The following is a 24,504-nucleotide window of genomic DNA, read 5'->3' on the forward strand; positions in this document are numbered from 1 at the left end:
TCAAAACAACGTAAAAACTCTGAACACCTATAGTATTAATTTCAAACTCCCCCATGTGAAACGCTCAAAACGCTATATTAGAAGGATGAAGATAGAACAAACACACACAAATTCTGCAAATGTGGAGCTTGCTCCTGCCCCAAAAACTGCTCAGAAAGCGACAAAGAAGAGGCTGTCGGCCCCATCTCGTTTTGACTACTCTGAGGCAGCTCGTCTAAAGCGTATCGAGCTTCTAGAAGAGCAATGTGGGCAAGACCTTGATGCCATTGCAACAACGGACCTAGATGGCCTAAATTTAAAGGGAAATATCGAGTCCTACGCTGGAAGTATTTCAATTCCTATGGGAATTTGTGGGCCACTGAAAATGAATGAAAAGGGAGAGACGGAAGAGCTCTACATCCCTATTGCAACTTCAGAGGGTGCTCTGGTTTCTTCAATTACTCGTGGAGCACTTGCTGTTTCACTATGTGGTGGTTTTAAAGCAAAGGTCACAAGAAAGCGCATGTATCGCGCACCTGTTTTTACATTTGAAGATATTGATCATGCTGATGAATTTAAGGCATGGCTTGAAGATAATTTTAATACAATCAAAAGTATCACAAAGAAATATTCTAATTTTGCTGATCTAAAAAAGATCAAGACGACTCTTATTGGTCGCAATGTTCACGCTAAATTCATTTATGAATGTGCAGATGCTTCTGGTCAGAATATGACTACAGTTTGTACTTGGCAGTCATGTCTATGGATTAAAGAAGAACTTCTTACTTCTAAGATTAATCTTATTGAATTTTTCTTAGAAGGAAATGGCTCAAGTGATAAGAAAGTTTCTGTTGGATCGGCCATGCAAACGCGTGGAACTTACGTGACTGCGGAATGTGTGATCACAGAAAAAGTACTAAAGAGAATCCTAAAAACTTCAAGTACAGACTTGATTAATCTATATCTTAGATCACTTCCAATCACACGCCTTGAAGGGATGATAGGATATAACGTAAACGTTGCCAATGCAGTTGCTGCAATCTTTGCTTCAACGGGACAAGACCTTGCTTGTATCCATGAGTCATCTACGGCGGTTTTAAATTTTGAAAAACACGAAAAAGGTTTATATGTAAGCTTAACTCTTCCATCTCTTGTAATCGGTACAGTTGGTGGTGGAACAGGACTTGGCCATTATAAGAATTGTCTTCAAGCAATTGATTGTGCAGGAGCTGGAAAGGTTGAGCGTTTTGCAAAAATTATTGCAGGAGCTGCTCTATCTCTTGAGCTTTCAACAATGTCGGCCATCTGTGGTGGACAATTTGCTTACGCTCACGACAAGCTTGGAAGAAATAATCCAAAAGATCAGCTTAAGACAAAAGATATAACAAAAGACTTTATCAAAGAAAACTTCTCTGATCTTTCAGAATCACTAAAAGAAAGTGAGACTATTGAACACGATGTAAAAGTTAACGTTGAAAATGGAATCATCACAGAAGCAACATCAAGAGTTGTAAATAAGTCGCTGGGCTTTACTGCACTTGAAGTGGATAAAGAAAAACAAGTTATTTTAAAATCAAAACCACTAGATACTGATGTTATTGCAGGCCTTGCAGCAATTGCTGGTTTTGCAGATAGTGATATAAGACGCAAATTCCTAAAGACTATTCGAGATAACGAATTTACAAAATGTCATATTAGAGAAATAGAAGCTTACCGTATGGTATCACGTGATTTTTCACGTTATATACCTACTCTACACGGTACCTATATCAATACTCAAAAAGAAGCATATTTAATTCTTCTTGAAAATTTAAACTTCTCACAAGTAGAGCTTATTAATACTGAAGCCTCTCCAGAGCTGTGGATTAGTTCAACGAGAGAGCTTATTTATGATGCCATTTCAAAGGTACACACAAGCTTTCTTTCAAGTGAAGAAGTTAGTAATTCTTCACTAAACTTAGGAAAGACGAAAGTTGACGCTGATTTAACTAAATCAATTATTACCTATATCCGTGCTCAGCGCTACATAAGTGCAGAAACAGAAAGTAAATTAGAAGAAATTCTTTCTAATATCAATAAATGGGCAAAGCTTATTGATGAAGGTCCAAAGACTCTTACACACAATGACTTTAACCCAAGAAATATCTGTTTTAAGAAAGGTCGCCCATGTTTTTACGACTGGGAATTATCAAGATTTAATTCTCCATACCGTGATCTAGTAGAGTTCATGAGCTTTACAACTCCAAGTGAGGAGATTGCAAGTGATATTGATTTATTCTTTGAAAAAGACGGTATTGAGCTAGCGAGAAATGAAAAATTAGAAAATATGTTGGCATGCTCATATGAGTACTTACTTAATCGCGTACTCTTCTACTATGTTGGTCACAGTGTAAATGAATATGTATTTATGCCACATATCTTTAATAAAACGCTTGAAATCATCCAATTCATTGAAGGAGAGCTTGATGCATAATCTAATTCAAAAGCTACTTTCACACTCGATTGAAGAAAGAAATAAGAAAGTCTTATTCTTTTATAAGAATTATAAGCTTGTGTCTTCTCTATCCATTAATGAGATGATGGAAAAAGCATGTCAGATTGCATCTAAGATTATTGAAAACGATATTAAAGATGAGAATATAATTCTATCTTTTGAAAACGAAGAAAACTTTGTCACTTACTTCTTTGGGATTATCTTATCTGGAAATACACCTGTTCCAATGGCCTCAAATGCCCTGATGCTAAAGAAAGACTTTGAAGAGCTACTCTTTCAATTTGCCTCTAGTGCAAAAACAAAGTATATCGCCGCAAAGAAGACACCAGCGGGATACACAAATATATTAAAATTAGACGAAGCAAAAAAACTGGCATCAAGCTTTGCAAACCCAACACTTGAAGATACTTGTTTTATTCAATACTCTTCAGGTTCTACTTCTGCACCAAAGGGTGTTGTTATTCGTCATAAAAATCTACTGGCAAATAATGAGCAAATTAATATTGGGATTAAGCTAACAGATAAAGACTCGATTTGTACTTGGCTTCCGCTTCATCACGATATGGGACTAATAGGAAGTCTAATGACAGCACTTCTAAGTAATTTAGAATGTCATATTGTGCGAACTCAGGATTATGTTATTGCCCCTCACAAATGGCTACACCTAGTGAGTGAAACGAAGTGTAGTGCCCTTTGTATACCAAATTCAGCCTACTATGTTTGTGCCACAAAGATTCCAGAAAGCAAACTAGAAGGTCTTGACCTAAGTCATATTCGTTTTGCTCAATGTGGAGCTGAGCCAATCAAGGCAAATGTTCTCGATGCTTTTAGCAAACGCTTTAAGAAATATGGATTTAACTCAAAGGCCATAATGCCTGTTTACGGACTTGCAGAAGCAACACTTGCTGTTACCTTTCACGAAGTAGGAACTCAGTATAGAAAACAGTCTCGTGATAATGAAGAGTATATCTCATGTGGGAAAGTCCTCTCTCCTACCGAGCTAGAGATAAGAAATAGTGAAAATGGAATTGGAGAAATCTATATTAAGGGGCCATCAATTTCAGACCACTACTATGGCCGTGCCACTCACCTAGAAGATGGATGGCTCAATACCGGTGATCTAGGCTTTCTAGATGAAGACAAAAACCTCTATATTACAGGAAGAAGCAAAGACTTAATTATCTGTAATGGAGTCAATATTTATGCCAATGATATCGAGTTTGAGGCCGCAAAAGTACCTCAAGTAAAATTAGGTCGCATCGTGGCCTTCAGTGTACCAGGACTAGATGGTGAACTGGCCAAAATCGTTATTGAAACAAATGAGAAGTCATTAGAGGGCCGCAATAAGATAAAGGAGCAAGTTATTGAAATCCTTAGATCTAAAATTGCACTAACTTTAGACAGTATTATCATTGTTCCAGAGTTGACCCTAAAGAAGACCACAAGTGGTAAAGTAAAAAGACAGGATGCGAGACAGCGCTTTCTTAAGGGAGAGCTAAATAAAGTTGAAAAACGCTTTGGCCTTAACTTACTTGCATCAAAGTGGATTAAAAATAAGTTTAAGTTTAATTTCTTATTAAGAGAAAAAATAGGATAAATAATGGCACAAAAACTTCTTACATATTTAAATGAAGCAATAGCAGAAGTTTCAGATAAAGAAGTTGTGCTAAGTGAAGACACAAAGTTTGCAACTCTTGGACTAGATTCATACGATGCCATGAGTTTTATCGCCAGACTTAAAGAAGACTTTGAAGATCTACCTGTTACGATCTTCTTACAGTGCCAAACAACAACAGACTTAATTAAATACTTAGAAAATAATCATAAAGAAGAGATGGAAGAACTATGGAAACAAGATTAGTAGAAAGACTGCAAAGACTTAATAAACAATCTGTGGACCGTGCTTTCACTGTAGAAGCTCTTGATTGGACAAAGCCAATTGATAAGAGTTTAAAGTGGACACCAGATGAGATGATTACAATCTCATATCTTCCTAGTTATGACTTATTAACTGATGCTCAAAAGCTTCGCTTTAACCAATTAATTGGCCTTTCAATTTGCGAGCAATTTATATGGTTTGAAAATGTACTTCTCAATCCAGCTCTTAGAAGCTGTAAGAGAATCTATAAGCTAAATCCAGAAATGAACGAGGCCATCGATCACTTTATGGAAGAAGAAGATAAGCACGGTGAAATCTTTCTTCGTATGCTAATGAAAGCTGAACCTGAGAATTACTCAAAAGAGAATCCTCTAAGAATTTTTAAGCTTTCTAAGACTCAAAACTTTATCATGAAAATTGTGACGAAATTTCCACAAATCTTTCTATGGTGGATTTGGATTGCCCTATTCTTTGAAGAACGTACATTAGATATCTCGAAGAAATATAATAAGGCCCTAAAAGAAAAAGATGTTGATTGGAACTTCTGGCAGTGCCATTACTACCACATGCTTGATGAAGTGAGACACCAACAAATTGATGAATGTTTCCTAGCAACTTTCTACAATAAGGCCAACCCTATTCTTAGAAAGATTAATGCCAAGGTATTTATCAACTTCATCTCTAGCTACTTTGGACCTAAGAGAATGGCCACTCGAATTCTTGAACTAATGCAAGAGGAATTCGATGACCTAAGTACTGAAACAATTAATACTCTAAAAGATGAATTTGATACTCTTCGTACAAATGTTGAGTTTCAAAGAAGTGCTTTTTCAAGACAAGGCCTTGGCCGTACTTATGAACTGCTTGCTCAATATGATGAAATGGATGACTTTTGGGATCTATTAATTGAGGAAAGTAAGGAAGACCACCTTGGTAAAAATCGCTTTGTTCGCGGTACTCACTCAACAATTCTAAACTAAAAAAAAGGCCCTGTTAAACAGGGCCTTGATATATCTATTGGCTTAAATCGCCTTTTAAACTCGTTAGTAATTCATCAAGATCAAATGGCTTATAGAAGAAGCGAGTTACCCCTTCTTTCATGGCCTCTTTAAGAGAAATATCTGCTTGGCCAGAGACGAAGTAGAAAACCTTATCTTTTTGTTCTTTGTGACTATTTGAACAATCAAGTACGACTTTTCCGTTACCATCAGGCATCTTATAGTCAGAAATAATCGCATCAAAAGTTCCACCACTATTGATTAGTTTAACAGCGCTATTTCCAGAACTTGCACATTCAGTCTCATAACCTTCAAACTGTAATTCTTCAGCTAAAAGCTCTAAAATATCTGGTTCGTCATCAACGATTAGTACTTTGTAAGGCATGTTTTAATTTCTCTTCTAAATGTATAAGTCGATAATAATGTAATGCATCCTATTATAAATACTATATTTTGTAAAATAAAATAAATTGATAAACTATACAGTTTAATAGTATAGGCCAAGGCTTTGTTTTCTAAGATATATTTTACAAACTTTGGCGCTGTTCCATAATAAAACTCGACAAATAATTGCCCTGCTCCAAAGCTCATTAAGTACTCATCTCGAATATGGCGAAAGTAATTTAAGACATAGTGATCATGGCCAAAGCCTGCAGTGACTAAATAACATTGATTCTTGGCCAATAATTTCTCAATTGGTTTAGGGTTAATATCACTACTTTCAACAAGTGTTCCGATAAAACCAAAATGATCAACGTAAGCGATGGCCGCACGATAATTTAATCCATTTGTCAGCCTAGAAACTTTTATTGTTCCATCTTCACCTTTTTCTTCAATAATTTCTCTGAAGTTAGCCTTTGCTACAGCGGCTGATGGATTAACTAAATATAAGGCCATTCTAGAAATATAAGAACCATTTCCTCCGTGATCACCTGTATACTCAATGATCCCCGTTGCATCCCCGTCAAAAGTTGCATTAATAACAAGAGAGGATTTTGTCTGAATATCTTCTGAAGCAGCACTCATGACTAATTTAAAATAAAGTGCTTGCCCGACAGTATCTGGAATGACGATATTATCTTCATTTGGTGGATAGTCAGTTCCATCAGGCTTTAAAAAGAAAACCAATTCGATCTCATCTTTAATTGTTGCAAGCTTATCTGTAAAACCAGCGCAATTTAATTCCGATGTTGAACATAGATCAATGAAGCTAACAAAAGGAGCCTCCACATCAGAGCTAGGAATTTGAGTCACAATTCTAAAGCTGGCATCTGATCCATTACTATTATCTTTTACAGCAACATATAATTCCTCATCGCTGTAACCTTTAGTATCGATATCCTGAAAGTACAATCCTCCATCAGTAGAAACGACATCCGGTAGATCACTTGAAGTATCAAAATAATAAGCTGCTTCTTGGCTGGCCGTAACTTTTACTGGAACATAAAGTGTAATTGCAGCCTCTGGAGTCGAGCTATCACCACCCATATTAATAAAAAGCTCATTAAGGTTGGTACCTGAATCACCTCTTAATCTAAAAATAGGTTCCTCTATGTCATCAAGTCCCAAACTGGCAGCGTGTGAGAGTTGACCTGCGATGAAGAATAAATTTAATAAGATGAGTGATTTCAATAATTTTTGCATATTAAAATTATGGTTTATCTTTTCTTCTTGGTCAAATAATAATAGATTTGATAAGAATGAAGTCACTTATAAGTTACTTAAATAACATAGATTCAAAGAGCAGATAGGAAGCACAATGAAGTATATTATCTTGTCATTATTATTTCTTACTTCGTGTATCGACACTGAAGGTATAAAGAACCAAAAACAAGTTATAACAAGTATGGCAACGGCCCTTGGGAAGAAGTACCCAAGTGTAAAGTCTGTGGACTGCCAATATCTTTCAAAAAGACTATTACGCCGCGACAACAGACTAGTTCTCGTTGATGCTCGAAATATCTATCAATACGATGTCTCTCATATTCAAAGGGCCATTCCCCTTTCAAAACTCCATGAGACTCACCAAAGCCTAGATGGACGCGAAGTTATCGTTTACTCAACGATTGGAACACGTGCAACAAAGGCCATTCTTGAGCTAGCAAAGTCAAATCAGAAAACGGAATTTAAAAACCTCTTTGGAGGAATTCTAGACTGGCTTCAATGTGGGGAAAAGATTTATAAAGATAATAAAGAAGTGAAAAAGATACGCTTTGAAAATGACGCTTGGAATATCGTTCCTAAGGGATATGAGTCGATTCTTCCATGAAAGTAATTAGTATCAATGGCCAAATTATTGATGAAGAAAATGCCAAAATCTCAGTATTTGATCGAGGCTTTCTCTATGGTGACTCTGTCTATGAGGTAACTGAAGTTCGAAATGGAAAGATTGGTTTTCTCGACGAACATCTTGAACGTCTTCGTAACTCAGCTCTTAAGATGCATATGCACCTTCAATTCACGGCCAAAGAGTTGGAAGAACAAATTATGAAAGTTGCCACAAAGCTTCATAAAGAGGGATTCCAGCGTTGCTATATCCGATTAGTTGTTACGCGAGGTGAAGGTGAAATTACACTTGATCCAAAAGCGGCCAGCAAACAAAACCTCATTATTATTGGAAAAGACTTACAAGAAAATCCAAAAACTTGGTATCAAGATGGTGTTGAAGTCATCGTCTCTTCAACACTTAGAAACCCAGTTAAATCAATGGACCCAAATATAAAGTCAGGAAATTATCTCAACAATATCCTAGCTTACAACGAGGCCCGTGAAGCCGGCTACTTTGATGCAATCATGCTCAACCAAGACGGTAATGTAACTGAATGTACAACAAGTAACCTGTGGATCGTTAAGGATGGCGTCTTTAAAACTCCCCCAATTGCGGCCGGACTTTTAAAAGGTATTACTCGAGAAAATGTCATTAAGATTCTAGGTGAAAATAATATCCCTTTTGAAGAGACAAATATCACTGGCTCCCAATTAAAAGAAGCAGATGAGTGCTTCCTAACTTCCTCTACAAAATACCTTGTTCCTATTGTAAAAATTGATAATCAGGCCATTGGCGGAGGGCGTCCAGGAGCAAAAACGTTACAAGTACTTGAAATCTTTAAAAAGCAACAAGGCATTCCTCTATAATTTCTTGTATTTACGAATTTATTCATTGACAAAAGTAATGACTATTAGCTATAAAGCTTCAGTTGCATCCGAAAATATTAGATAAGATTGATGGGCCTAAGGCTTTGTGCCTTTGAGATGTGATGCAACTTTATCCTTGTCCCACCCAATCTTAATTCATAAGGAGAGCCTCATGGCAAAGAGTACTACAGCGAGATCACGCTTTAAAATCCAAAGAGCACTAGGTGTTGAACTTCCAGGTCTTGGTAAAGGTGGAGCACTAGCTCGTCGTCCATACGGTCCAGGTGTTCACGGTAACAAAAGAAAGAAAATTTCTGACTATGCCGTTCGTCTAAAAGAAAAACAAAAACTAGTATTTCACTACGGTCTAAGAGAAAAGCAACTTGTTACTTACGTTAAGCAAGCTAAGAAGAACACTGCTGGTAAGCCGTGGATGGAAGTACTTCTTACAAACCTTGAGTCAAGACTGAACAACGTTGTTTTCAGACTTGGATTTGCACCATCAATGATGGCAGCTTCTCAAATGGTTTCTCACGGACAAGTACAAGTTAACGGAAAGAAAGTTGACCGTTCATCATACATCGTTAAAGAAGGTGATGTTGTTACTCTAACTGAAAAAGGTTACAACAACCAACTTTACAAGCAAACTCAAGAATCTCCACGTTTCGCAGCTGTTCCAGCTTGTTACAATGTTGAAGGTTCAGACAAGAAGAAAGCAACTATGGTTGCTGCACCTCTTGAGTCAGATGTACCATTTGACTTCAACTCTCAGCTAGTAATTGAGTACTACTGGAAGGTTAAGTAAGCACTCGCGGCATTGGTTGCCCAAAGGCAACCTATTGGACGCGATGCTAGCTCCCCTCGAAGAGGGCAAATTATCTATTCAACAAGCCGGGTTCAAGCCCGGCTTTGTTGTATCTGGAGCTATGGGAAAGCCTTAGCGATAGAAATAAAAAAGCTCCCTACAGGAGCTTTTTTAATTCTTAGCTTTAATTCTTAGCCTTAATTCTTAGCCTTAATTCTTAGCCTTAATTCTTAGCCTTAATTCTTAGCCTTAATTCTTAGCCTTAATTCTTAGCTTATTATAAACAATCTTCTCTTATTTATTTTCTCGAATCTCAGTAGAACTCAAGTCCTGAAACTCATGAGGCTCTAGATAAATTACGTCAAGCTTAGGGTTATATTCTTTAATAACTTTCTCAACCTCACGATATTGGGCCATCTTCTCTTCTCTAGGAACAACATAGACCTTGCTAAGCTTTTGACATACTTTCTCAACTTCATGCCATTGCAAGAACGAACCAAATGTATCATCACCCATAAGCCAATTAACCTCAGGGTAGTCGACTTCTTTTAACCATTCATACGTAGGCCGACGCTGCTTCTTTGCCCAAAAGCCCGTATAGATCTGAAAACGATCTTCAGTCATGTACTTAATCTTCAAGTACTCTCCATATGGATCGTCTTGCTCATTAGACTTCCAATGACTGTAGTCGAGAACAATAATGATATTATCCTCAAACTTAGAACATTGGTTAAGACATTCAAGATGTCCTTTATGAAATGGGTGAAAGCTCCCACCAAAGAGAGTTACTGAAGTTTTTTCTTTTGAGGAAAACAGCTCAACCTGATTTGCAATTTCTTCTAATTTACTCATTTATTAGAAGTCTTTATCTTGAAGAGTCTTGCGGCCACTTTGCATCGCGCGCTCAGCTGCTGCATCACATTTTACTCTAACAATATCAGATAGAACCTGCATCACGTTGGCCGAAGTATTAAGGCCATGCTTGTCTTTAATATATTTCTTAAGTTTTGAAGCAACAATTAAAATTTCTTGATCATTAAGCGGCAGAGTTTTCTTATCTCCACCAACTAAAATTCGTCGCGGCTCTCGCCTTTGCTTGTTATCCTGCTCGCTCACGTTATCTCCATTTAAGTCATCAGTATTTTGTGATTTAAGATAATCAACTTTCACATATATCTCCAAGTCTAGTATAATTATATTGTATAGGAAATTTAAATGTAATAAACCAACGAGCAAATTATGAAGTTCTCTTGCGAATTTAACGATATTGAGTATTTTTTCCAAACAGAAATTGGTGCAAATACTAATGATAAATACCATCTCTTTCTTTCTGGTTCGAAGCTTACCAAGTATCAAAATGAAGAAATGCGCTTTCACACACTTTACATCAATGCAAAATGTGAAGGTAGTGAACTAAATTTCATCATCACTGGTATTCCCCTCTCTTTAGAAGAAGAGGAACAAATTGAAGAATTGGAAGACTTCTTTGAGGCAAAAGAGATTTTTGAAAAGATTGAAAACTCATTTGATCAAATGTTATCTGACAGTAAGGCACCTCCATGGGCAACTAAGGAGTATAAGTAATGAATCAAAATACACTACCTAATAATACTCACAGTAAAGTCATGGGCTATATTCTATGGCTATTTGGCTTTATGGGCTCTCACCGCTTCTACTATGGTAAACCTGTTTCAGGAACAATCTGGATGCTAACTCTAGGTCTTTTTGGTGTGGGATGGCTTATTGATATTTTTCTCATTCCGGCCATGGATGAAGAATGTGATGTACGCTACTACGACGGAGTATTGGACTACAATATTGCTTGGGTTCTCCTAACTTTCTTAGGAGTCTTTGGTTTTCATAAGTTTTACCAAGGTAAAATTATTATGGGAGTTCTCTATCTCTTAACTGGTGGATTCTTCCTATTCGGGATTCTATACGACTTCTGGACTCTTAATGAACAAATAGATGAAATAAATAAAAAGGGCTTCTAAAAAGAAGCCCTTATATTTTTGCTTGAATATTTTTTTAGTCTAGTAAATAGCGCAATGTCCTCTATAAAGATAAACAGTATCTCTACTAACATCTGTTGAGCTAAATGTTGAATAAGTCTGACCTGCATCAGTAAAGTCTAGAGCAAATTCCTTAGTCACTGTATCAACACGATATTCAACGTGAGTACGTCCTGGGAATCGACGATAGATTGTACGACACTCTCCACGTCTGTTACAAACAACTTGTGGATGAGTAATTTCACAGAACTCACTACGATGACGGATTGGACCCGTTTCAACTTCAGTTGAAATTGTTCCAGCAATGTCATAATTTAATGAAGTATCAAGCTTGTCTAAAAAGAATTCACCATTTGATGGAAGCTTAAGCTTATCATCAAACTTAACTTTTAGTTTTTCATCTGCAACTTTAATAACCATTTTTCTCTTACCTACAAATTTAACCTTTGTACGGTACTCACCTGGAGCTAGAGTTAGGCTATCTTTTGATGTTTTTAAGTTTAATTCTGAAGTGACAGATAAATTACCCTTAAATTCCTTACAGCTAAATAAAATAGTCATAAGAAGGGCCATTTTTAAAAATTTCATTTCTCCCCCTAAGTTAAAATAAAAAATATTTATCAAACGTAATTTTGTTTGTCCATACTGGCATAAATACTATGAAATATGTACTCATTTTTAAAACTTCTGAAAAGATGACCTAGAGCATGTTTCAAAAAGTTAAGAGAGGTTAAGATATTACTAGACTTTATTTTAAAATTGTTTAATATATTCGGGATATCGACAACTTAAACCTACTACGGAGACCTTATGGCAAACGCTAAAGTTTACGAAACTTCTATTGTACCTAAGGGTGAAATGCTTGAGCCTGTTAGAAATCAAGAAATGATTGCTTCATCGATGACGATCGAAGTACTTCACATCGCAACTTTCTTTGTTATCTTTGCTTTTATTTTTGCAGGGATCTGGAAAGCAGCTGTTGCTATTGAAAGAAAAGAAAAAGCATCAGAAAACTCAAAAGTTACAGCATAACTTTTATCAATTCTTAGAATTCAATATGAAATGTCACTGGCCCGTCGTTATTTATGACGACGGCCATACTTTCTCCAAAAATACCAGTTTCTACTGGAACTTTTTCATTTAGTAATTTAACAAATTCATTAAATAAATTCTGAGCGACTTCAGGTTTGGCACTTCCATCAAAACTTGGACGATTCCCCTTCTTTCCATTCCAAGAAAGGGTAAATTGTGAGACGGCCAAAATACTTCCCTCAATATCAACAACGGATTTATTCATGCGTCCGCTTTCATCAGAAAAAATTCTTAAGGCGACAATCTTATCAGCGGCTTTTTTAAGAGTCTGCATTGTATCATCGTGTTCGATACATACTAAAAGGTTAAGACCTTTTTCTATTTGGCCGACGATTTTATTATTAACTTTGACTTGGGAACTTGAAACTCTTTGGACAACTATCTTCATTAAACTTTCTTATATTCTTCAATTTGTTTTAATTCATATTGTTTTTTTAAGTTTTTAATTTTTTCTTCGTAACTAGATACGAGTTGATCTCTAAGTCTTTTAGAATCACTCATCTGACGCTCTAATTTCTTTTGGGCCATATTTAGCTTTCGGCGCATATCTGTATTATGATCGGCCGTCATTTTCTGTTTTTCCATATTATGGTTATGAGTCATACGTGAAAGCTTAACTTCATTTTCTTGTTTCATCATCTTAAGCTTTGTGTTGAAATCATCACGAAGTGATTGGAAACGCTTCTCATACTGATCCTTAATATGATCAACACTATCCTTCATTTCAGCTCGTTGCATACGGCTTTGCTCTTGAAAGAACTCATTTTCAGCTTGTTGTCTACGCTTGCCTGTTTCAGTAAGCATATGAAGTTTCTCTTCTGTTTCAGCAAGTGTTTTCTTAAGCTGTGCCTGTTGGTCTTGAAACTTCTTTTCATAAGAAGCTTGAATATCACCGATCTTTTGATCCATCTCTTTTTGATGAGTCATAAGTGTATCTTCATACATACGACGATTACGAGCATTAATCTCTTCTTTCTCTTCTCTAAATGATTCCTGAAGAGAGTTTACGGTTTCCACACTCTTTTCTTCTGTACGAATAAGATTATCTCTAAAGTGCTCTCTTTGACTCTGCATTAGATCACGATATTGATTTTCTTTATGAAGCATATTATCTTCAGCAACTTTCTTTTCATGAGTGATATTGCGATTATATTGTGCTTTCTTTATCTCATGTTGTTTTTGAGAACGTGCCTGAATCTGATCCATATTCGCTCTCATATCATCTTTAAAATTAATAAAGCGCTCTTGTTGATCAAGGGACTGCTCTTTAATTCTCTTTGTAACACCAATATCTTTTTGAACTAACTTTCGTTCAAAATCATTAATAATATCAGCGTTCAATTGCTTTAAACGCTCAAGCTTTTGTTCGTAAGTATCTTTTATGCCAGCATCCTCAACGGCCTTCATTGATTGAGAACTTTTAAATCGAGCAATATCAACATTGTGGTTACTCTTAATATCCTCACGCTTATTCTTTTCTGCGCGAAGGATATCACTGACTTCAACTTGATGAGCAAGCCTTTGTTCTTGAAGATTTTTTTGTGTTTTAAGGTGTAGGTCGCGAGCAATCTGATCAACGCCTTCTTGCTTCTTATTTAATTCTCTAACATATGATTCGTTGGCCTCTTCTAAAGCTTGCTTCTTCGTTTCAACAAGGAAGTCTTCACGTCTTTTGCCTTCATCAACTACCTTACGTAGTGTTTTATTAGCATCATTCTTTAACTCATGATTTTCTAGAGTGAATTGAGACTTTAATTCATTTAATTCTTTTCGATTCTTTCTAACTTGCTCTTTTTCAAGTTTAGCAAAGTCATTATTTAACTTCTCAGTCGATTCTTCACTATGCTTATGAAGTTCCTTAATCTTATCTTGAAAGCGGTCTTGGTTTAACTCGACACGCTCATCTGCTCTTCTTTTTTGAGAAGTTAGGCTATTAGAGAATGTCTTTTCTCGCTGCTCAATTGTATCTGAATATGACTTTTTTAAAGTAGATAGCTTTTCATCAAAGTTTGTTTTTTGCTCTTTTGAAACTTTACGAAATTCTTCTTGTGTTTGCTCATTCTTATTACGAAAGAATTCTTTAGATTTAGCGATGGCCTCTTTGGCCTTTTTGGCAGCAATCTCTAATTTCGATTGATTATCTTTGATGAGAGCATCTTGTTTTTTCGAGTATTCGTGCTTTAGAGTATTTAACTTCTCTTCGTTATTATCCTCTAGGTTCTTAAGATTTTCACGATATCCTGAACGAATACGATCAAGCTGCTTACGCTGCTCACTATTCATCTGTGAAATTTTCTTAGAGTAATCTTCTACTTTCATAAACCTATATGCGATAAAAATAATCGCCCATTAAAACACTTCTTTATTATACCTTCTTTATAGGATGCTTTTTACTAGGCAAAGTATATCCTCTATAAGTCATTGAATTCTCAATTATGTTAGTATTTTTATATGAATGAGCTAACAGATACAAAGAAATACGAAAGTTTCCTTAATATGTGGAGAACCCTAATTGCGGTCTCTCATCTCGATAATATTGTTTCCGAGCAAGAAAGAGAGCTTATTCAGGAATTTATCCATAATGCAAAGTTAAATGAAGAGGATAAGGAGATCTTACGTCAGGATCTTGAACAACGTCATCGACCAGACGAGTTCATTGGGCATGTTAATTATCCGGCCCACCTCTCTCAACTGCATCACTTAGCAAATATCCTATTTCGTTCAGATGAGCTCGATCCTAAAGAAGAGGCTTACCTAAAGAAGATTCTTGCAGAAATAGAGACTAAGATTGGTATTTACAATGCCACGACACAAAGCGCCGAAGCACTGAAAAAGATGTCTCAAAGTGAGATTGAAGTCAAAAGAAAGTCGGCCTTTGCTGAAATCATCAAGTTCTTTACCAAATAAGATTTGAGCTCCTATTTACTTCCTAGTTAATTCTCTTTGTGCTAAGTTATTGGCAAATATTTTTCAAAGGATTAATAATGAATAACGCAGAGCTAAATGAGTTTTTAGAAAAGTACGGACAAATGTTTAGACCAAATCCATGGCATGGTATCAAGACATGGGATGACGAATCAAAGAGAGTTCTAAACGCATATATTGAAATCACACCAAATGACCGTGTTAAGTATGAAGTTCATAAAGAAAGCGGTTACCTAATGGTTGATCGTCCACAAAAGTTCTCAAATATTATTCCACAACTATATGGATTAATTCCACGCACTTACTCAGATAAGAAATCTGCTGACTTTGCTGAGTCAGAAACAGGAAGAACAGGAATTGTTGGTGATCTAGATCCAATTGATATCTGTGTTCTTACAGAAAAGAATATTAAGCAAGGTGATATCCTAGTTAACTGTGTACCTATTGGTGGTTTCAGAATGCTAGATGGTGGTGAAATTGATGATAAAATCATTGCTGTTCTAAAAGACGATGCAATGTTTGGGCACATCACAGATGTAGATCAAGTTCCAACTGCTGTTTTAGAAGAACTTAAGCACTACTTCCTAACTTATAAAGAAATTCCTGTAAAAGAAGGTGAAGCAAAAGTTGAAATCACAGACCTATACGGTGCTGAAGATGCAATGAAAGTAATTAACCTTGGAATTGAAGATTATAATGAAAAATACGTTAAGTAAGAAATATAAAGGGTGCCAAATTTGGCACCTTTTTTTTGCACTAATTCTTTGCCTGTCTTTTGTAAATGTACAGTCAGCTTCATATATAGTTAACAAAGAGCATTCTAAGTTAAAGTTCAAAGTTAAGTATATGGCCCTAACAGACGTTGAGGGACAATTTGAAGATTATAAAATCTACTTTGATATGAAAAATAAGACCATCTCAAACCTTGTTGGCCAAATCAAAGTTAATTCGATTAATACTTTTGATAAAAAGCGTGATCAACACCTAAAAAAAGACGATTTCTTTGATGCAAAGAAATATCCTGTAATTAAGTTTCAGTCTGTACAACCATTTTCAATAAAAGAAAAAGAAGTAAAAACTGAGATCCAGGTCAAAATTAAGAAAGTTCAAAAAACAGTACCTGTAAAAATCACTTATCTTGGTAAAAGAAGTGATCCATGGACAGAAAAAGAAGGACATTATTTTCAAGGCAGCTTTATCATTGATCGTTTTGATTTTGATATCAACTGGAGCAAAACTTTTGATGGTGGTAACGTCGTGGATAAAGATGTTCATATCAATTTTACAATTGAGGCATACCAGTCCAATGAAAAGCCTGCATTTTCGAGGTTTTATCTACCAACAAACTCGGTAAAAAGAGAAGTATCCCTTGATGCTAAAACATCAGGGGGAGATCTCATTATGCCAGAAAAGAAGGCCCCAAAGTCCCCTGCTCCACAAGAGTCTAGTAGCTATTCAGCACCTATGAATATCACACTCACCCTTTTTTCAACGGCAATTGTTTTTGCATTGGCCATTGGTGGAGGCATTTGGGGTCAACAGAAGCTTGTAAAGCTGATGGAGTCCAAAAATATCTCAGATAATTTAACGTTCTTACTATCCACAGTTATCGTAACAACTTTTATTGCAGTTATCTTCTATATCACTACTAAATACACAGGGATAGGAACGCACCCACTTTTTAACAGATAACAAACCTTAAGAAATCCTTTAGAACTCCTCTATCACCGGCTTTCTTAAGAAAAACTTTACTTGTTCTTAAACTTTCAAATTATTAGAATTCTTCAATGAAGAAGATTGAAAGGGAGGTTTCTACCATGACGATAGAAACAGTAGAGTACCAAGTAGTTGACGGGATCATTTTTACAAAAGATATCGATGGCCTATTTCGCCAGGAAATTGATATTCCACTTGATCATATAAGAACATTGAAATTCGCCTATCAAGATATCGAGTTTGATGATTATAACTGTTATTAATTCCTAATATACAAAAGTTAGGATCATCCCTTAAAATGTCATTATTAATGACTTAAAATAAGGGATTTATTCATGTTAAGAATTATCTTACCTATTCTTGTACTCTTAATATCATGTACAAAGAATGACTCAGAATTTAAAAATAGCTATCACATAGAAGAGAAGAACCCCAATGCTGCTTCAGTCGAAGAGCTTCAAAACATCAACCCAGTTCTTCTCATCTCTCTTGACGGTTATCGTCACGACTATACTAAGAAATATTCACCGAAGTTTCTTTCTCAGTTTGCAAAGAGTGGGACACAATTAAAGAGCCTTGTTCCAGCATACCCGACTAAGACTTTTCCTAATCATTTATCTATTGCCACTGGCCGATATCCAATGAATCATGGAATTGTGGCCAATCACTTTTATGCACCTGATTTAAACCAAAGTTACTCACTTAGAGATCGCAAAGCAGTTAAAAACTCCGACTTCTATCTTGCCACTCCAATCTGGTCAGCTGTAGAAGAGCAAGGACTTAGGTCTGCGACTCTATTTTGGCCAGGGTCTGAAGCCGAGATCAGTGGCCAAAGGCCAAGTTATTGGTATGACTATATTCACACAATGCCACATGAGGCGCGAACGAAACAAATCATTGAATGGCTAAAACTTCCTCAAAAGGAAAGGCCATACTTTATTACACTTTATTTTCCAGACGTAGACTCAGCAGGACATCACTATGGAACAAACTCCAAAGAAGTAAAAGAAGCGATTTTAAAAGTAGATAAAACGCTAGAAGGTTTTATCGCCACTGCAAGAAAGATTGTCCCTAACTTAAATATCATCATTGTCTCAGACCATGGAATGAAGGATGTAGACGAAAATAAGAAAGAATTAATTCTTAAGAATGAGGAACTTCTAAGCATGAAAGAGGATTATCGAATCTACGGTTCAGGTCCGATTGTTCAATTCTATTTAAAAGAGAACAAAAGAAATATCTCCCAAGATATTAGCTCTATCAATAAGTTAGCACAGAATTTTAAATGTTTTGATAAAGATTCAACTCCAGAAAAACTACACTTCAGATCAAGTCCAAGAGTTGGTAATTTTGCCTGTATCGCTCAAGATGGATATTGGATTGCCGCAACAGAATTTAAAATGCCTAAGGCCTCTCATGGTTGGGATCAATATTCAGATATGGATATGCATGGAATATTCTATGCAAGTGGCCCCGACTTTAAAGAGAGTTACTTAGGAGAATCAAAAGAGAATATTCATATCTTCCCTCTTATCCTTAGAATCTTAGGTCTTGAAAATCAATATACGATAGATGGAAATCTAGAAAAAATAAAAGAAGTTCTAAAATAAAAAAAGGCAGGTTTTCACCTGCCTTTCTTTTATATCAATATCTAACTTAATAAGAAATTACATATTTTTTGGCTTATACCAACATAGTGGTCTAATACCTGTTTCGTAATTATCGATTCTATTACAAGTACCAATAGTTGCATCTCTTTTAGATACATCTTCATTTAGATCTTTATCACAAAGAGCTCCTTGGAAGTAAGTATCTAGACGACACTGACCTGCTGGGTGCTTATCATCTGTTTTTCTAACTACTGATGAATCTGGAGTTGTAAAAGATACTGGACGTCCAGAGTTTAAAAGAGTTGCTAAACCTTTAGAAGCTTGTGCCATTCTCTTACATAGTGCATTTTCATTTTCATCAGACCATACTGAATCACACTTCTTTTCAACTTCTGGATCGATTTCCATTTTTGAAACGATACGAGCATTATTGTCATCTTGGAAGATTCTTCTGAAACACTTAAGTGATGCCCAGTAATCAGATTGACCTTCGTTTGATGCCCATGATGGGATCCAAAATCTCTTGATCTTTGGAGCACCTGCTAGGTGGTGTCCTAATTCGTGACATACTACTAGTGCAAATCCATCTGGAGTTACAAGCTCATGACGAGCTAGACCACCAAACATGTGAACATTCCATACTCCGCCAGCTTGGTTAGCGTATGCATTTACTGTTCCGTCTTCCCACTTACGGTGAAACTTAAGAGTTGCACCTTCTGTTTCTACTACTGGAGCATAAACTTCATTTGCACGATCGATAATGATATTGAAAAGTTCTTCAGTCATTCCATTACCTGTTAGAGCATCAACTCCACGATACATATCGTTTGTTGGCATGAAACCTGTTTTTCCGTGAATATCACAAGAATAAGATTGAATTGAAAAGATTGCAGTGATTAGTGCAATCAATAGCGTTGATTTTCTCATCTCTTTCCTCCCTGAAAGTATATAATTAAATGTAAACAAGTCATTATAGAAATTTTGAAAACTATTTGAAAAGAAAAAATTTTTATTTGCGAGTTTAAGTCAGAAGCATTTTACTCAACTATTAATCTTTTTAAGAATTTGAGCTGAGTAAATACTCTCCTTGCCTGAAACAATTTGAGCAATAATCATGGCAACGATCAGATAGGGTAAAATATGATGGCCAAATATTTCAGCTCCCATAACGATACAAGCAAGAGGTGTATTTGAAGCTGCTCCAAAGACGACACAAAAGCCGATTGCGGCCAAAAGATTAGGGTTTATCGTTAGAATTGATGAAAGCCATGAACCAGCAGTCGTACCAATATATACTAAGGGAGTAAACTCTCCCCCTTTAATTCCAGATATTAGGGATATTGCAGTAAGTAGAAATTTTAAAATAACATCCTTTATCGATACGAACTCAACAAGGGCCTGCTGAATAACTTCGATACCAAGGCCTGTATATCTTTGCTTAGAGATGTCATCTAATACGTAGTAAATCATTATTAATAATAAACTACCTAGAAAAGTTATAAGTAGAGGCTTACCAAAGCTTTTAATAAATGACTTCACATTATCGATCAGTAAAATAAATCCTCTAGCAAGAGCACCAAAGAATAGCCCTGCAATGATTGAATACCAAAGCCAATGCCAATTAAAGTCCAAACTTGTAAATCGTATATAAGTTGAATGAGGTGCATATAGTAAATGAGTCGTGTAAAAGCCAATATATGAAGCGATCAAACATTCTAGAAATGTTGAAAGCTTTATCTTTACATTTAAATAAATGGCCTCAATACCAAAGATAGCACCTGCCAATGGTGCACCTATGGCCGTACCAAATCCGGCCCCACATCCGGCCATTAATAAAACGGCACGCTTTCTTTTTGAGTGCTTAAAGAGTTTTGCCAATTGCTCGCCGATGGCGCCTCCCATTTGCACAGCACTTCCCTCTCGTCCAACACTTGCTCCAAATAAGTGGGATATAAGAGTTGAAAACATAATGAGAGGAATCATAATAAATGGTATTTTTCTTTTAGGTCGATGAACCTCATCAATGATCAGATTATTTCCTTGCTCACTAAGTGGAGAAAATTTTTTATAACAAAAATTTGCAACGACCATTGCAATAGGTAAGAAATAAATAAGAGCTGGGTATTTAAATCGAGTTGTAGTAACTAACTTTAGAAGATGTAGAAAAACTGAAGAAGCAATTCCTGTTAAAACTCCCAATACCACGAAAGTGAAATAGTATTTTAAGTCTCTTTTTTCATTTAGTTCATCATCTGAAATTGCCATAATTCCATTGTAAGTAGGAATCATGGCAACGTCTATTTATAATTCTACCAAGTTCCAGTGTTTTCCATTTCTTTCCAAGGAGACTTTGGTTCAAGAGCTTCACCTTTTTGAAGTAGCTCAATTGAAATATCATCAGGAGATTTTAAAAACGCCATATATCCATCACGAGGTGGACGATTTATCGTTATCCCCATTTCTTGTAAACGCTCACAAGTTTCATAAATATTTTCAACTCTAAATGCTAGATGTCCCCAATTACGGCTACTATTTGGCATTTGCTCAAAGCTTCCATCTTCATTTGGCCAATTATATGTCAGTTCAATAAGTGGAGACTCTTCTTTCTTTGCTCTTTCAACATCACCAGGAGCACTTAAGTAAACCAGTGTAAAACGTCCAGCTTCACTCTCAATTCGATGGACTTCTTTAAGCCCTAATTTATTGCAGTAAAAGTCCATACTTTCATCAAGATTAGTTACACGAACCATTGTGTGGAGAAATTCCATCACGACCTCCTATTTTATCCAATTTTTGTGGTCAATTTTAAACTCATATTAACAAGAAAAATGGCGATAACGTACTAAAATTTCGTAAGGTTTTTGTAGGCCCTGGACCTTATCGTATAATTTTGTGAAGTAAAAAAAGGATACAATATGAAGTGTTTAGGACTAGTTGTTTTTGGCCTCTTATTTAATTTCTCACTACAGGCCAGTGGTGTTGATAGAAATATGACGGCCTCCATGATTGATAAGATGGTAGCAAAAGGAATTATTGGCCCAGAAGAAGCAAATAATGCAAAGTCTAAACTTGCGGCGATGCCTGATCAAGAATGGAATCAATTATCAGACTTAGGAAGAAAGCTTGCTTCAAAGCAGATGAATAACAAAAATGTTGATTTTGATGTAGAAAGCGCGGCAAAGAATATTGATTTTGACTCAAAACAATTCAAAGATATCCAATCTCAAGTAAAGAGCATAATGAATAGTAATTAAATAAAAAGGCCACTATAAAAGTGGCCCTTGTTTAATCTTCTCTAAATTTTTTATCGTGTATTTCTGGATGAACATATTTTTCAAAATAGTCTCGAGATATCCTTTGGCGAGAGTCATCCTTCTCTCTTGAATCTTCAGGAATCTTGTCTTCGACATAAGCCGCTGAGTTTGAGTAACTACCTTCATTTCCTACGCTTGAAATATTTCGATCTTTTTCAGCGTATGAAAATAGCGAACTAAAAATCATGGCAAACAATAATAAACGCTTCATAAATAACCTCCCATTTCCTTCGGGAATTGAAATGCGTTAAGTTTCCCTACAAGTTAATAATACTGCACCTTGGGAGCATTTTAAAGGGCCCGGCAAAATAATGATCAAATCTTAACATTAAGTTTACATTGAATTTATGCTGCCGATTTAAGTTCCTGATTAGACAAGACTTCATTGATCTTTTCAATCAACTGCTCTTCAGTAAATGGTTTATAGATAAATCCATTTACATATTCATATACATCCTTGTCTGAACCTTCAAAGTTTAAGTTTACACACCCACTAGTTAATATGAACTTGGGTTGATCAAGGTTCTTATGTGAGCGAATTTCTCTCAATAACTGTGGGCCATTCATATTTGGCATCTTTAAATCAGAAATGATGATATCGAATTCCTTTGGATCATCTAAGTACATCTCTAAGGCAACTTTTCCATCTTCAGCAGTCTTAGTATTAATTCCCAAGTCCATTAACATCTCTTGTAATAATTCTCTAATACCTTCTTCATCATCAACGACTAAGGCATTACATTTTACACATTTAATTTCTTTAGCTTTAACTTCGACACTTTGATTCATCATTTCTTGCTTTATCTCCTCTTTCTTGGACTCGTCCATATATGCAGGAACGACAACTTGAAACTCAGTCCCCTTTCCAATCTCACTACTAACATTTATTTTTCCATGAAATATATCCTGGACGAATTCACGAGTTAATGAAAGTCCAATACCTGTCCCTCGTCCAACGTCTTTAGTTGTATAAAATAGATCAAAAATCCTTTCCTGATCTTCCTTAGTAATACCAGCTCCATTATCTAAAACTGAAACAGCTATGTTTTCGCTATCTGACTTTACGATAACTTTTATGAGTGCATTTTTTCGATTTTCAACGGCATCTCTTGCATTAGAAATTAGATTAATCAGCACCTGTTGAAACTTACCTCTATCTCCTTTGATATAGAGGTCTTCATCAATTGATAGTGAAAGAAGAACTTTAATCCCATCTTTTTCATACAACTCCTTAAGCATTGAAACTGTATCAATAAAAAGTGCACTTACATTAAAAAGTTTTTCTGACTCATCAGCATCATCTCTAGACTGACGTGAAAATTTTCTAAGTGCAGAAACGATTTTCTCAATCCTTTTAACTGACTTATCTACCTTAAAGAGTCTTTCGCCGACATCAGTTTGACGATTAACTAGCTCTTTTAATTTCCCTAGTTGTCCAATAATAATAGATAAAGGATTATTTATCTCATGACCTATTCCAGCTGCTAAAACTCCAATTGAGGCAAGCCTTTCATTCTGACTAGCTATTTTCTTCTGTGTCGCAATTTCATCAAATTGTCTCTCAATTGCTCTTTTTTGTTTTTTAACTTTTAGAGAAATTAATTTCTCTCGTTTTAAAGCTGATTCCACGTTGTAGATAACTAGTCCAAATAAGGCCGCAAATAAAGTAAGAATTAAAATATAGTCAAAAGATAAAGTTAGAGAAGAGAAAGAAACAGGTTTTGTGACTTCTATATAGTAATTTTGATTACCGTCAACAATAAAGACTTCTTCATTAAAGTAATTCATCATTCCTGAATCTAGATTACTTTGACTAGTTCGTAAGTTAATCCTAATCCCTGAAAGACCACCTTCCATAAGGTCTCTAGGTATTAAAGAATTAAATTTAAAAACCATTAGAGCGCGACCTTTCGTGCCGTCAACAGAGCTTACATCTTGAAAGATATAAACGTTAGAAGTGTCTTTATCGAAACCAGAGGAATTTTTACTTTGATATTTACCGCAATTATCTCTTCTACTATTTAGAGTTTTATATGTTGTTCCATCTTCACCAAAATAACAGATTGAAGAAATATTTAAATCTGAGAGCATATTATTTGTGAAATTATGAAATTCCCACTTATTCACATTTAGCGACGATGCAAAAAATTGTGCAATTGTACTAAGAACTTCACTCCTTAAATTTCGAGCGGCCACTATCCCTGCAGACAGTTTCCTTGCATCACTTTTGAACTCTTCATGATACTTCTCCCTCAACACTCCATCCCTTTGAAAGTAGAGAATGACAAGGAAGGCCAACCCAGAGAGTAATAACACAATGGAAATCTTAGATAAGCCACGCATCATTAAGGACCTTTTTTATTTTCACCTAACTCACATCGTCATCTACATAACATTCTAAACTTAATTATTTGTTAACAAGTGTTGTCAAAAAAAAGGCCTTCAAAATATTAAGATAAGTTCCTAATATTTTATTACATATAAGGGGGTCTAATTTTTCTTATTAGACAGATTAATTAAACTGGCCTATAAATTAAGTACACAC

At 35.7% G+C, this 24,504-nt stretch carries 28 protein-coding genes; 16 read left to right on the forward strand and 12 right to left on the reverse strand.

Going from position 1 to position 24,504, the window contains the following annotated elements:
* The first annotated feature begins 85 nt into the window (after positions 1-85).
* Genes VCM44_RS14720 through VCM44_RS14735 form a run of 4 tightly spaced genes read left to right on the forward strand, consistent with a single transcriptional unit; the run spans position 86 to position 5,332 of the window.
* Positions 86-2,452, forward strand: a complete 2,367-nt coding sequence (locus tag VCM44_RS14720; protein ID WP_334679238.1) for a phosphotransferase — start codon at positions 86-88, stop codon at positions 2,450-2,452.
* Positions 2,445-4,070 (forward strand): AMP-binding protein, encoded by a 1,626-nt coding sequence (locus VCM44_RS14725; protein ID WP_334679239.1) that lies wholly within the window; start codon positions 2,445-2,447, stop codon positions 4,068-4,070. The genes VCM44_RS14720 and VCM44_RS14725 overlap by 8 nt, the downstream gene beginning before the upstream one ends.
* 3 nt (positions 4,071-4,073) lie before the next feature.
* On the forward strand, positions 4,074-4,334 hold the full coding sequence (locus VCM44_RS14730) for an acyl carrier protein (protein WP_114706381.1): 261 nt from the start codon (positions 4,074-4,076) through the stop codon (positions 4,332-4,334).
* Complete coding sequence (locus VCM44_RS14735; protein ID WP_334679240.1) at positions 4,319-5,332, forward strand: diiron oxygenase; 1,014 nt, start codon at positions 4,319-4,321, stop codon at positions 5,330-5,332. The genes VCM44_RS14730 and VCM44_RS14735 overlap by 16 nt, the downstream gene beginning before the upstream one ends.
* 34 nt (positions 5,333-5,366) lie before the next feature.
* On the opposite strand, the gene VCM44_RS14740 is transcribed toward VCM44_RS14735, so the two are convergent.
* The gene (locus tag VCM44_RS14740) at positions 5,367-5,735 is read right to left on the reverse strand and encodes a response regulator (RefSeq protein WP_114706383.1); all 369 of its coding nucleotides are present in this window, start codon (positions 5,733-5,735) and stop codon (positions 5,367-5,369) included.
* Entirely contained in the window at positions 5,717-6,994 is a 1,278-nt protein-coding gene (locus VCM44_RS14745) for a CFI-box-CTERM domain-containing protein (RefSeq protein ID WP_334679241.1), read from the reverse strand. Before VCM44_RS14745 ends, VCM44_RS14740 begins: the two co-directional genes overlap by 19 nt.
* 115 nt (positions 6,995-7,109) lie before the next feature.
* Between VCM44_RS14745 and VCM44_RS14750 the strand changes: the two genes are divergently transcribed.
* The 3 genes from VCM44_RS14750 (at position 7,110) to rpsD (ending at position 9,290) form a co-directional block, all read left to right on the forward strand.
* Positions 7,110-7,619 carry a rhodanese-like domain-containing protein gene (locus tag VCM44_RS14750; RefSeq protein WP_114706385.1) on the forward strand — a complete coding sequence of 170 codons (510 nt, stop codon included), beginning with the start codon at positions 7,110-7,112 and terminating at the stop codon, positions 7,617-7,619.
* Positions 7,616-8,485, forward strand: coding sequence for an aminotransferase class IV (locus tag VCM44_RS14755; RefSeq protein WP_114706386.1), 870 nt, complete (start codon positions 7,616-7,618; stop codon positions 8,483-8,485). The genes VCM44_RS14750 and VCM44_RS14755 overlap by 4 nt, the downstream gene beginning before the upstream one ends.
* A 172-nt stretch (positions 8,486-8,657) precedes the next feature.
* The gene (gene rpsD / locus VCM44_RS14760) at positions 8,658-9,290 is read left to right on the forward strand and encodes a 30S ribosomal protein S4 (protein WP_114706387.1); all 633 of its coding nucleotides are present in this window, start codon (positions 8,658-8,660) and stop codon (positions 9,288-9,290) included.
* 294 nt (positions 9,291-9,584) lie between these two features.
* Here the strand turns inward: rpsD and VCM44_RS14765 are convergent, their stop codons facing one another.
* Positions 9,585-10,142, reverse strand: a complete 558-nt coding sequence (locus tag VCM44_RS14765; RefSeq protein WP_334679242.1) for an adenylyltransferase/cytidyltransferase family protein — start codon at positions 10,140-10,142, stop codon at positions 9,585-9,587.
* A 3-nt stretch (positions 10,143-10,145) separates the two neighbouring features.
* Positions 10,146-10,460 carry a hypothetical protein gene (locus VCM44_RS14770; RefSeq protein WP_334679243.1) on the reverse strand — a complete coding sequence of 105 codons (315 nt, stop codon included), beginning with the start codon at positions 10,458-10,460 and terminating at the stop codon, positions 10,146-10,148.
* Positions 10,461-10,529: 69 nt separating this feature from the next.
* On the opposite strand from VCM44_RS14770, the gene VCM44_RS14775 reads away from it, so the two are divergent.
* Together VCM44_RS14775 and VCM44_RS14780 are read left to right on the forward strand one after the other, a co-directional pair.
* Complete coding sequence (locus tag VCM44_RS14775) at positions 10,530-10,874, forward strand: hypothetical protein (RefSeq protein WP_334679244.1); 345 nt, start codon at positions 10,530-10,532, stop codon at positions 10,872-10,874.
* Complete coding sequence (locus VCM44_RS14780; RefSeq protein ID WP_114706390.1) at positions 10,874-11,284, forward strand: NINE protein; 411 nt, start codon at positions 10,874-10,876, stop codon at positions 11,282-11,284. The genes VCM44_RS14775 and VCM44_RS14780 overlap by 1 nt, the downstream gene beginning before the upstream one ends.
* Before the next feature lie 39 nt (positions 11,285-11,323).
* Here the strand turns inward: VCM44_RS14780 and VCM44_RS14785 are convergent, their stop codons facing one another.
* On the reverse strand, positions 11,324-11,890 hold the full coding sequence (locus tag VCM44_RS14785) for a hypothetical protein (protein ID WP_114706391.1): 567 nt from the start codon (positions 11,888-11,890) through the stop codon (positions 11,324-11,326).
* A gap of 222 nt (positions 11,891-12,112) precedes the next feature.
* On the opposite strand from VCM44_RS14785, the gene VCM44_RS14790 reads away from it, so the two are divergent.
* Entirely contained in the window at positions 12,113-12,334 is a 222-nt protein-coding gene (locus tag VCM44_RS14790) for a hypothetical protein (protein WP_114706392.1), read from the forward strand.
* Positions 12,335-12,347: 13 nt separating this feature from the next.
* Here the strand turns inward: VCM44_RS14790 and dtd are convergent, their stop codons facing one another.
* Entirely contained in the window at positions 12,348-12,782 is a 435-nt protein-coding gene (gene dtd, locus VCM44_RS14795; protein ID WP_114706393.1) for a D-aminoacyl-tRNA deacylase, read from the reverse strand.
* Positions 12,782-14,713, reverse strand: coding sequence for a hypothetical protein (locus VCM44_RS14800; protein ID WP_114706394.1), 1,932 nt, complete (start codon positions 14,711-14,713; stop codon positions 12,782-12,784). The genes dtd and VCM44_RS14800 overlap by 1 nt, the downstream gene beginning before the upstream one ends.
* A gap of 132 nt (positions 14,714-14,845) precedes the next feature.
* On the opposite strand from VCM44_RS14800, the gene VCM44_RS14805 reads away from it, so the two are divergent.
* From VCM44_RS14805 to VCM44_RS14825, 5 genes are all read left to right on the forward strand, one after another.
* On the forward strand, positions 14,846-15,301 hold the full coding sequence (locus VCM44_RS14805; protein WP_120404558.1) for a tellurite resistance TerB family protein: 456 nt from the start codon (positions 14,846-14,848) through the stop codon (positions 15,299-15,301).
* Between the two features lie 77 nt (positions 15,302-15,378).
* Complete coding sequence (locus VCM44_RS14810; protein WP_114706396.1) at positions 15,379-16,035, forward strand: inorganic pyrophosphatase; 657 nt, start codon at positions 15,379-15,381, stop codon at positions 16,033-16,035.
* The gene (locus tag VCM44_RS14815) at positions 16,016-17,011 is read left to right on the forward strand and encodes a YceI family protein (RefSeq protein WP_334679245.1); all 996 of its coding nucleotides are present in this window, start codon (positions 16,016-16,018) and stop codon (positions 17,009-17,011) included. Before VCM44_RS14810 ends, VCM44_RS14815 begins: the two co-directional genes overlap by 20 nt.
* A 95-nt stretch (positions 17,012-17,106) precedes the next feature.
* Positions 17,107-17,298: a hypothetical protein gene (locus VCM44_RS14820; RefSeq protein ID WP_133296905.1), complete on the forward strand. Its 192-nt coding sequence runs from the start codon at positions 17,107-17,109 to the stop codon at positions 17,296-17,298.
* Positions 17,299-17,370: 72 nt separating this feature from the next.
* A complete protein-coding gene (locus tag VCM44_RS14825) occupies positions 17,371-18,645 on the forward strand; it encodes an alkaline phosphatase family protein (protein WP_334679246.1) in 1,275 nt (424 codons plus the stop codon).
* Positions 18,646-18,702: 57 nt separating this feature from the next.
* On the opposite strand, the gene VCM44_RS14830 is transcribed toward VCM44_RS14825, so the two are convergent.
* The 3 genes from VCM44_RS14830 to VCM44_RS14840 all read right to left on the reverse strand — a co-directional run bounded on the left by VCM44_RS14830 (position 18,703) and on the right by VCM44_RS14840 (position 21,413).
* Positions 18,703-19,572 carry a hypothetical protein gene (locus VCM44_RS14830; protein ID WP_120404555.1) on the reverse strand — a complete coding sequence of 290 codons (870 nt, stop codon included), beginning with the start codon at positions 19,570-19,572 and terminating at the stop codon, positions 18,703-18,705.
* A 114-nt stretch (positions 19,573-19,686) separates the two neighbouring features.
* Positions 19,687-20,910, reverse strand: a complete 1,224-nt coding sequence (locus tag VCM44_RS14835) for a chloride channel protein (RefSeq protein WP_334679247.1) — start codon at positions 20,908-20,910, stop codon at positions 19,687-19,689.
* A 44-nt stretch (positions 20,911-20,954) separates the two neighbouring features.
* Positions 20,955-21,413 (reverse strand): VOC family protein, encoded by a 459-nt coding sequence (locus VCM44_RS14840; RefSeq protein WP_114706401.1) that lies wholly within the window; start codon positions 21,411-21,413, stop codon positions 20,955-20,957.
* 147 nt (positions 21,414-21,560) lie between these two features.
* Between VCM44_RS14840 and VCM44_RS14845 the strand changes: the two genes are divergently transcribed.
* A complete protein-coding gene (locus VCM44_RS14845) occupies positions 21,561-21,899 on the forward strand; it encodes a hypothetical protein (protein ID WP_334679248.1) in 339 nt (112 codons plus the stop codon).
* 31 nt (positions 21,900-21,930) lie between these two features.
* On the opposite strand, the gene VCM44_RS14850 is transcribed toward VCM44_RS14845, so the two are convergent.
* The gene (locus tag VCM44_RS14850) at positions 21,931-22,170 is read right to left on the reverse strand and encodes a hypothetical protein (RefSeq protein WP_114706403.1); all 240 of its coding nucleotides are present in this window, start codon (positions 22,168-22,170) and stop codon (positions 21,931-21,933) included.
* A 134-nt stretch (positions 22,171-22,304) separates the two neighbouring features.
* On the reverse strand, positions 22,305-24,215 hold the full coding sequence (locus VCM44_RS14855) for a hybrid sensor histidine kinase/response regulator (protein WP_334679249.1): 1,911 nt from the start codon (positions 24,213-24,215) through the stop codon (positions 22,305-22,307).
* Positions 24,216-24,504 lie beyond the last annotated feature (289 nt).

This window comes from Halobacteriovorax sp. DPLXC-1 (genome assembly GCF_036903125.1).
Taxonomy (GTDB): Bacteria; Bdellovibrionota; Bacteriovoracia; order Bacteriovoracales; family Bacteriovoracaceae; genus Halobacteriovorax_A; species Halobacteriovorax_A vibrionivorans.

Bases quoted from the DNA above. Each gene is read 5' to 3' on its own strand.
- VCM44_RS14840 (WP_114706401.1), bottom strand. From the start codon at position 21,413: ATGGAATTTCTCCACACAATGGTTCGTGTAACTAATCTTGATGAAAGT.
- VCM44_RS14745 (WP_334679241.1), bottom strand. From the start codon at position 6,994: ATGCAAAAATTATTGAAATCACTCATCTTATTAAATTTATTCTTCATC.
- VCM44_RS14850 (WP_114706403.1), bottom strand. From the start codon at position 22,170: ATGAAGCGTTTATTATTGTTTGCCATGATTTTTAGTTCGCTATTTTCA.
- VCM44_RS14735 (WP_334679240.1), top strand. From the start codon at position 4,319: ATGGAAACAAGATTAGTAGAAAGACTGCAAAGACTTAATAAACAATCT.
- VCM44_RS14725 (WP_334679239.1), top strand. From the start codon at position 2,445: ATGCATAATCTAATTCAAAAGCTACTTTCACACTCGATTGAAGAAAGA.
- VCM44_RS14845 (WP_334679248.1), top strand. From the start codon at position 21,561: ATGAAGTGTTTAGGACTAGTTGTTTTTGGCCTCTTATTTAATTTCTCA.
- VCM44_RS14750 (WP_114706385.1), top strand. From the start codon at position 7,110: ATGAAGTATATTATCTTGTCATTATTATTTCTTACTTCGTGTATCGAC.
- VCM44_RS14780 (WP_114706390.1), top strand. From the start codon at position 10,874: ATGAATCAAAATACACTACCTAATAATACTCACAGTAAAGTCATGGGC.
- dtd (WP_114706393.1), bottom strand. From the start codon at position 12,782: ATGAAGATAGTTGTCCAAAGAGTTTCAAGTTCCCAAGTCAAAGTTAAT.
- VCM44_RS14815 (WP_334679245.1), top strand. From the start codon at position 16,016: ATGAAAAATACGTTAAGTAAGAAATATAAAGGGTGCCAAATTTGGCAC.
- VCM44_RS14835 (WP_334679247.1), bottom strand. From the start codon at position 20,910: ATGGCAATTTCAGATGATGAACTAAATGAAAAAAGAGACTTAAAATAC.
- VCM44_RS14765 (WP_334679242.1), bottom strand. From the start codon at position 10,142: ATGAGTAAATTAGAAGAAATTGCAAATCAGGTTGAGCTGTTTTCCTCA.
- VCM44_RS14810 (WP_114706396.1), top strand. From the start codon at position 15,379: ATGAATAACGCAGAGCTAAATGAGTTTTTAGAAAAGTACGGACAAATG.
- VCM44_RS14720 (WP_334679238.1), top strand. From the start codon at position 86: ATGAAGATAGAACAAACACACACAAATTCTGCAAATGTGGAGCTTGCT.
- rpsD (WP_114706387.1), top strand. From the start codon at position 8,658: ATGGCAAAGAGTACTACAGCGAGATCACGCTTTAAAATCCAAAGAGCA.
- VCM44_RS14785 (WP_114706391.1), bottom strand. From the start codon at position 11,890: ATGAAATTTTTAAAAATGGCCCTTCTTATGACTATTTTATTTAGCTGT.
- VCM44_RS14730 (WP_114706381.1), top strand. From the start codon at position 4,074: ATGGCACAAAAACTTCTTACATATTTAAATGAAGCAATAGCAGAAGTT.
- VCM44_RS14790 (WP_114706392.1), top strand. From the start codon at position 12,113: ATGGCAAACGCTAAAGTTTACGAAACTTCTATTGTACCTAAGGGTGAA.
- VCM44_RS14825 (WP_334679246.1), top strand. From the start codon at position 17,371: ATGTTAAGAATTATCTTACCTATTCTTGTACTCTTAATATCATGTACA.
- VCM44_RS14775 (WP_334679244.1), top strand. From the start codon at position 10,530: ATGAAGTTCTCTTGCGAATTTAACGATATTGAGTATTTTTTCCAAACA.
- VCM44_RS14755 (WP_114706386.1), top strand. From the start codon at position 7,616: ATGAAAGTAATTAGTATCAATGGCCAAATTATTGATGAAGAAAATGCC.
- VCM44_RS14800 (WP_114706394.1), bottom strand. From the start codon at position 14,713: ATGAAAGTAGAAGATTACTCTAAGAAAATTTCACAGATGAATAGTGAG.
- VCM44_RS14740 (WP_114706383.1), bottom strand. From the start codon at position 5,735: ATGCCTTACAAAGTACTAATCGTTGATGACGAACCAGATATTTTAGAG.
- VCM44_RS14805 (WP_120404558.1), top strand. From the start codon at position 14,846: ATGAATGAGCTAACAGATACAAAGAAATACGAAAGTTTCCTTAATATG.
- VCM44_RS14820 (WP_133296905.1), top strand. From the start codon at position 17,107: ATGAAGAAGATTGAAAGGGAGGTTTCTACCATGACGATAGAAACAGTA.
- VCM44_RS14830 (WP_120404555.1), bottom strand. From the start codon at position 19,572: ATGAGAAAATCAACGCTATTGATTGCACTAATCACTGCAATCTTTTCA.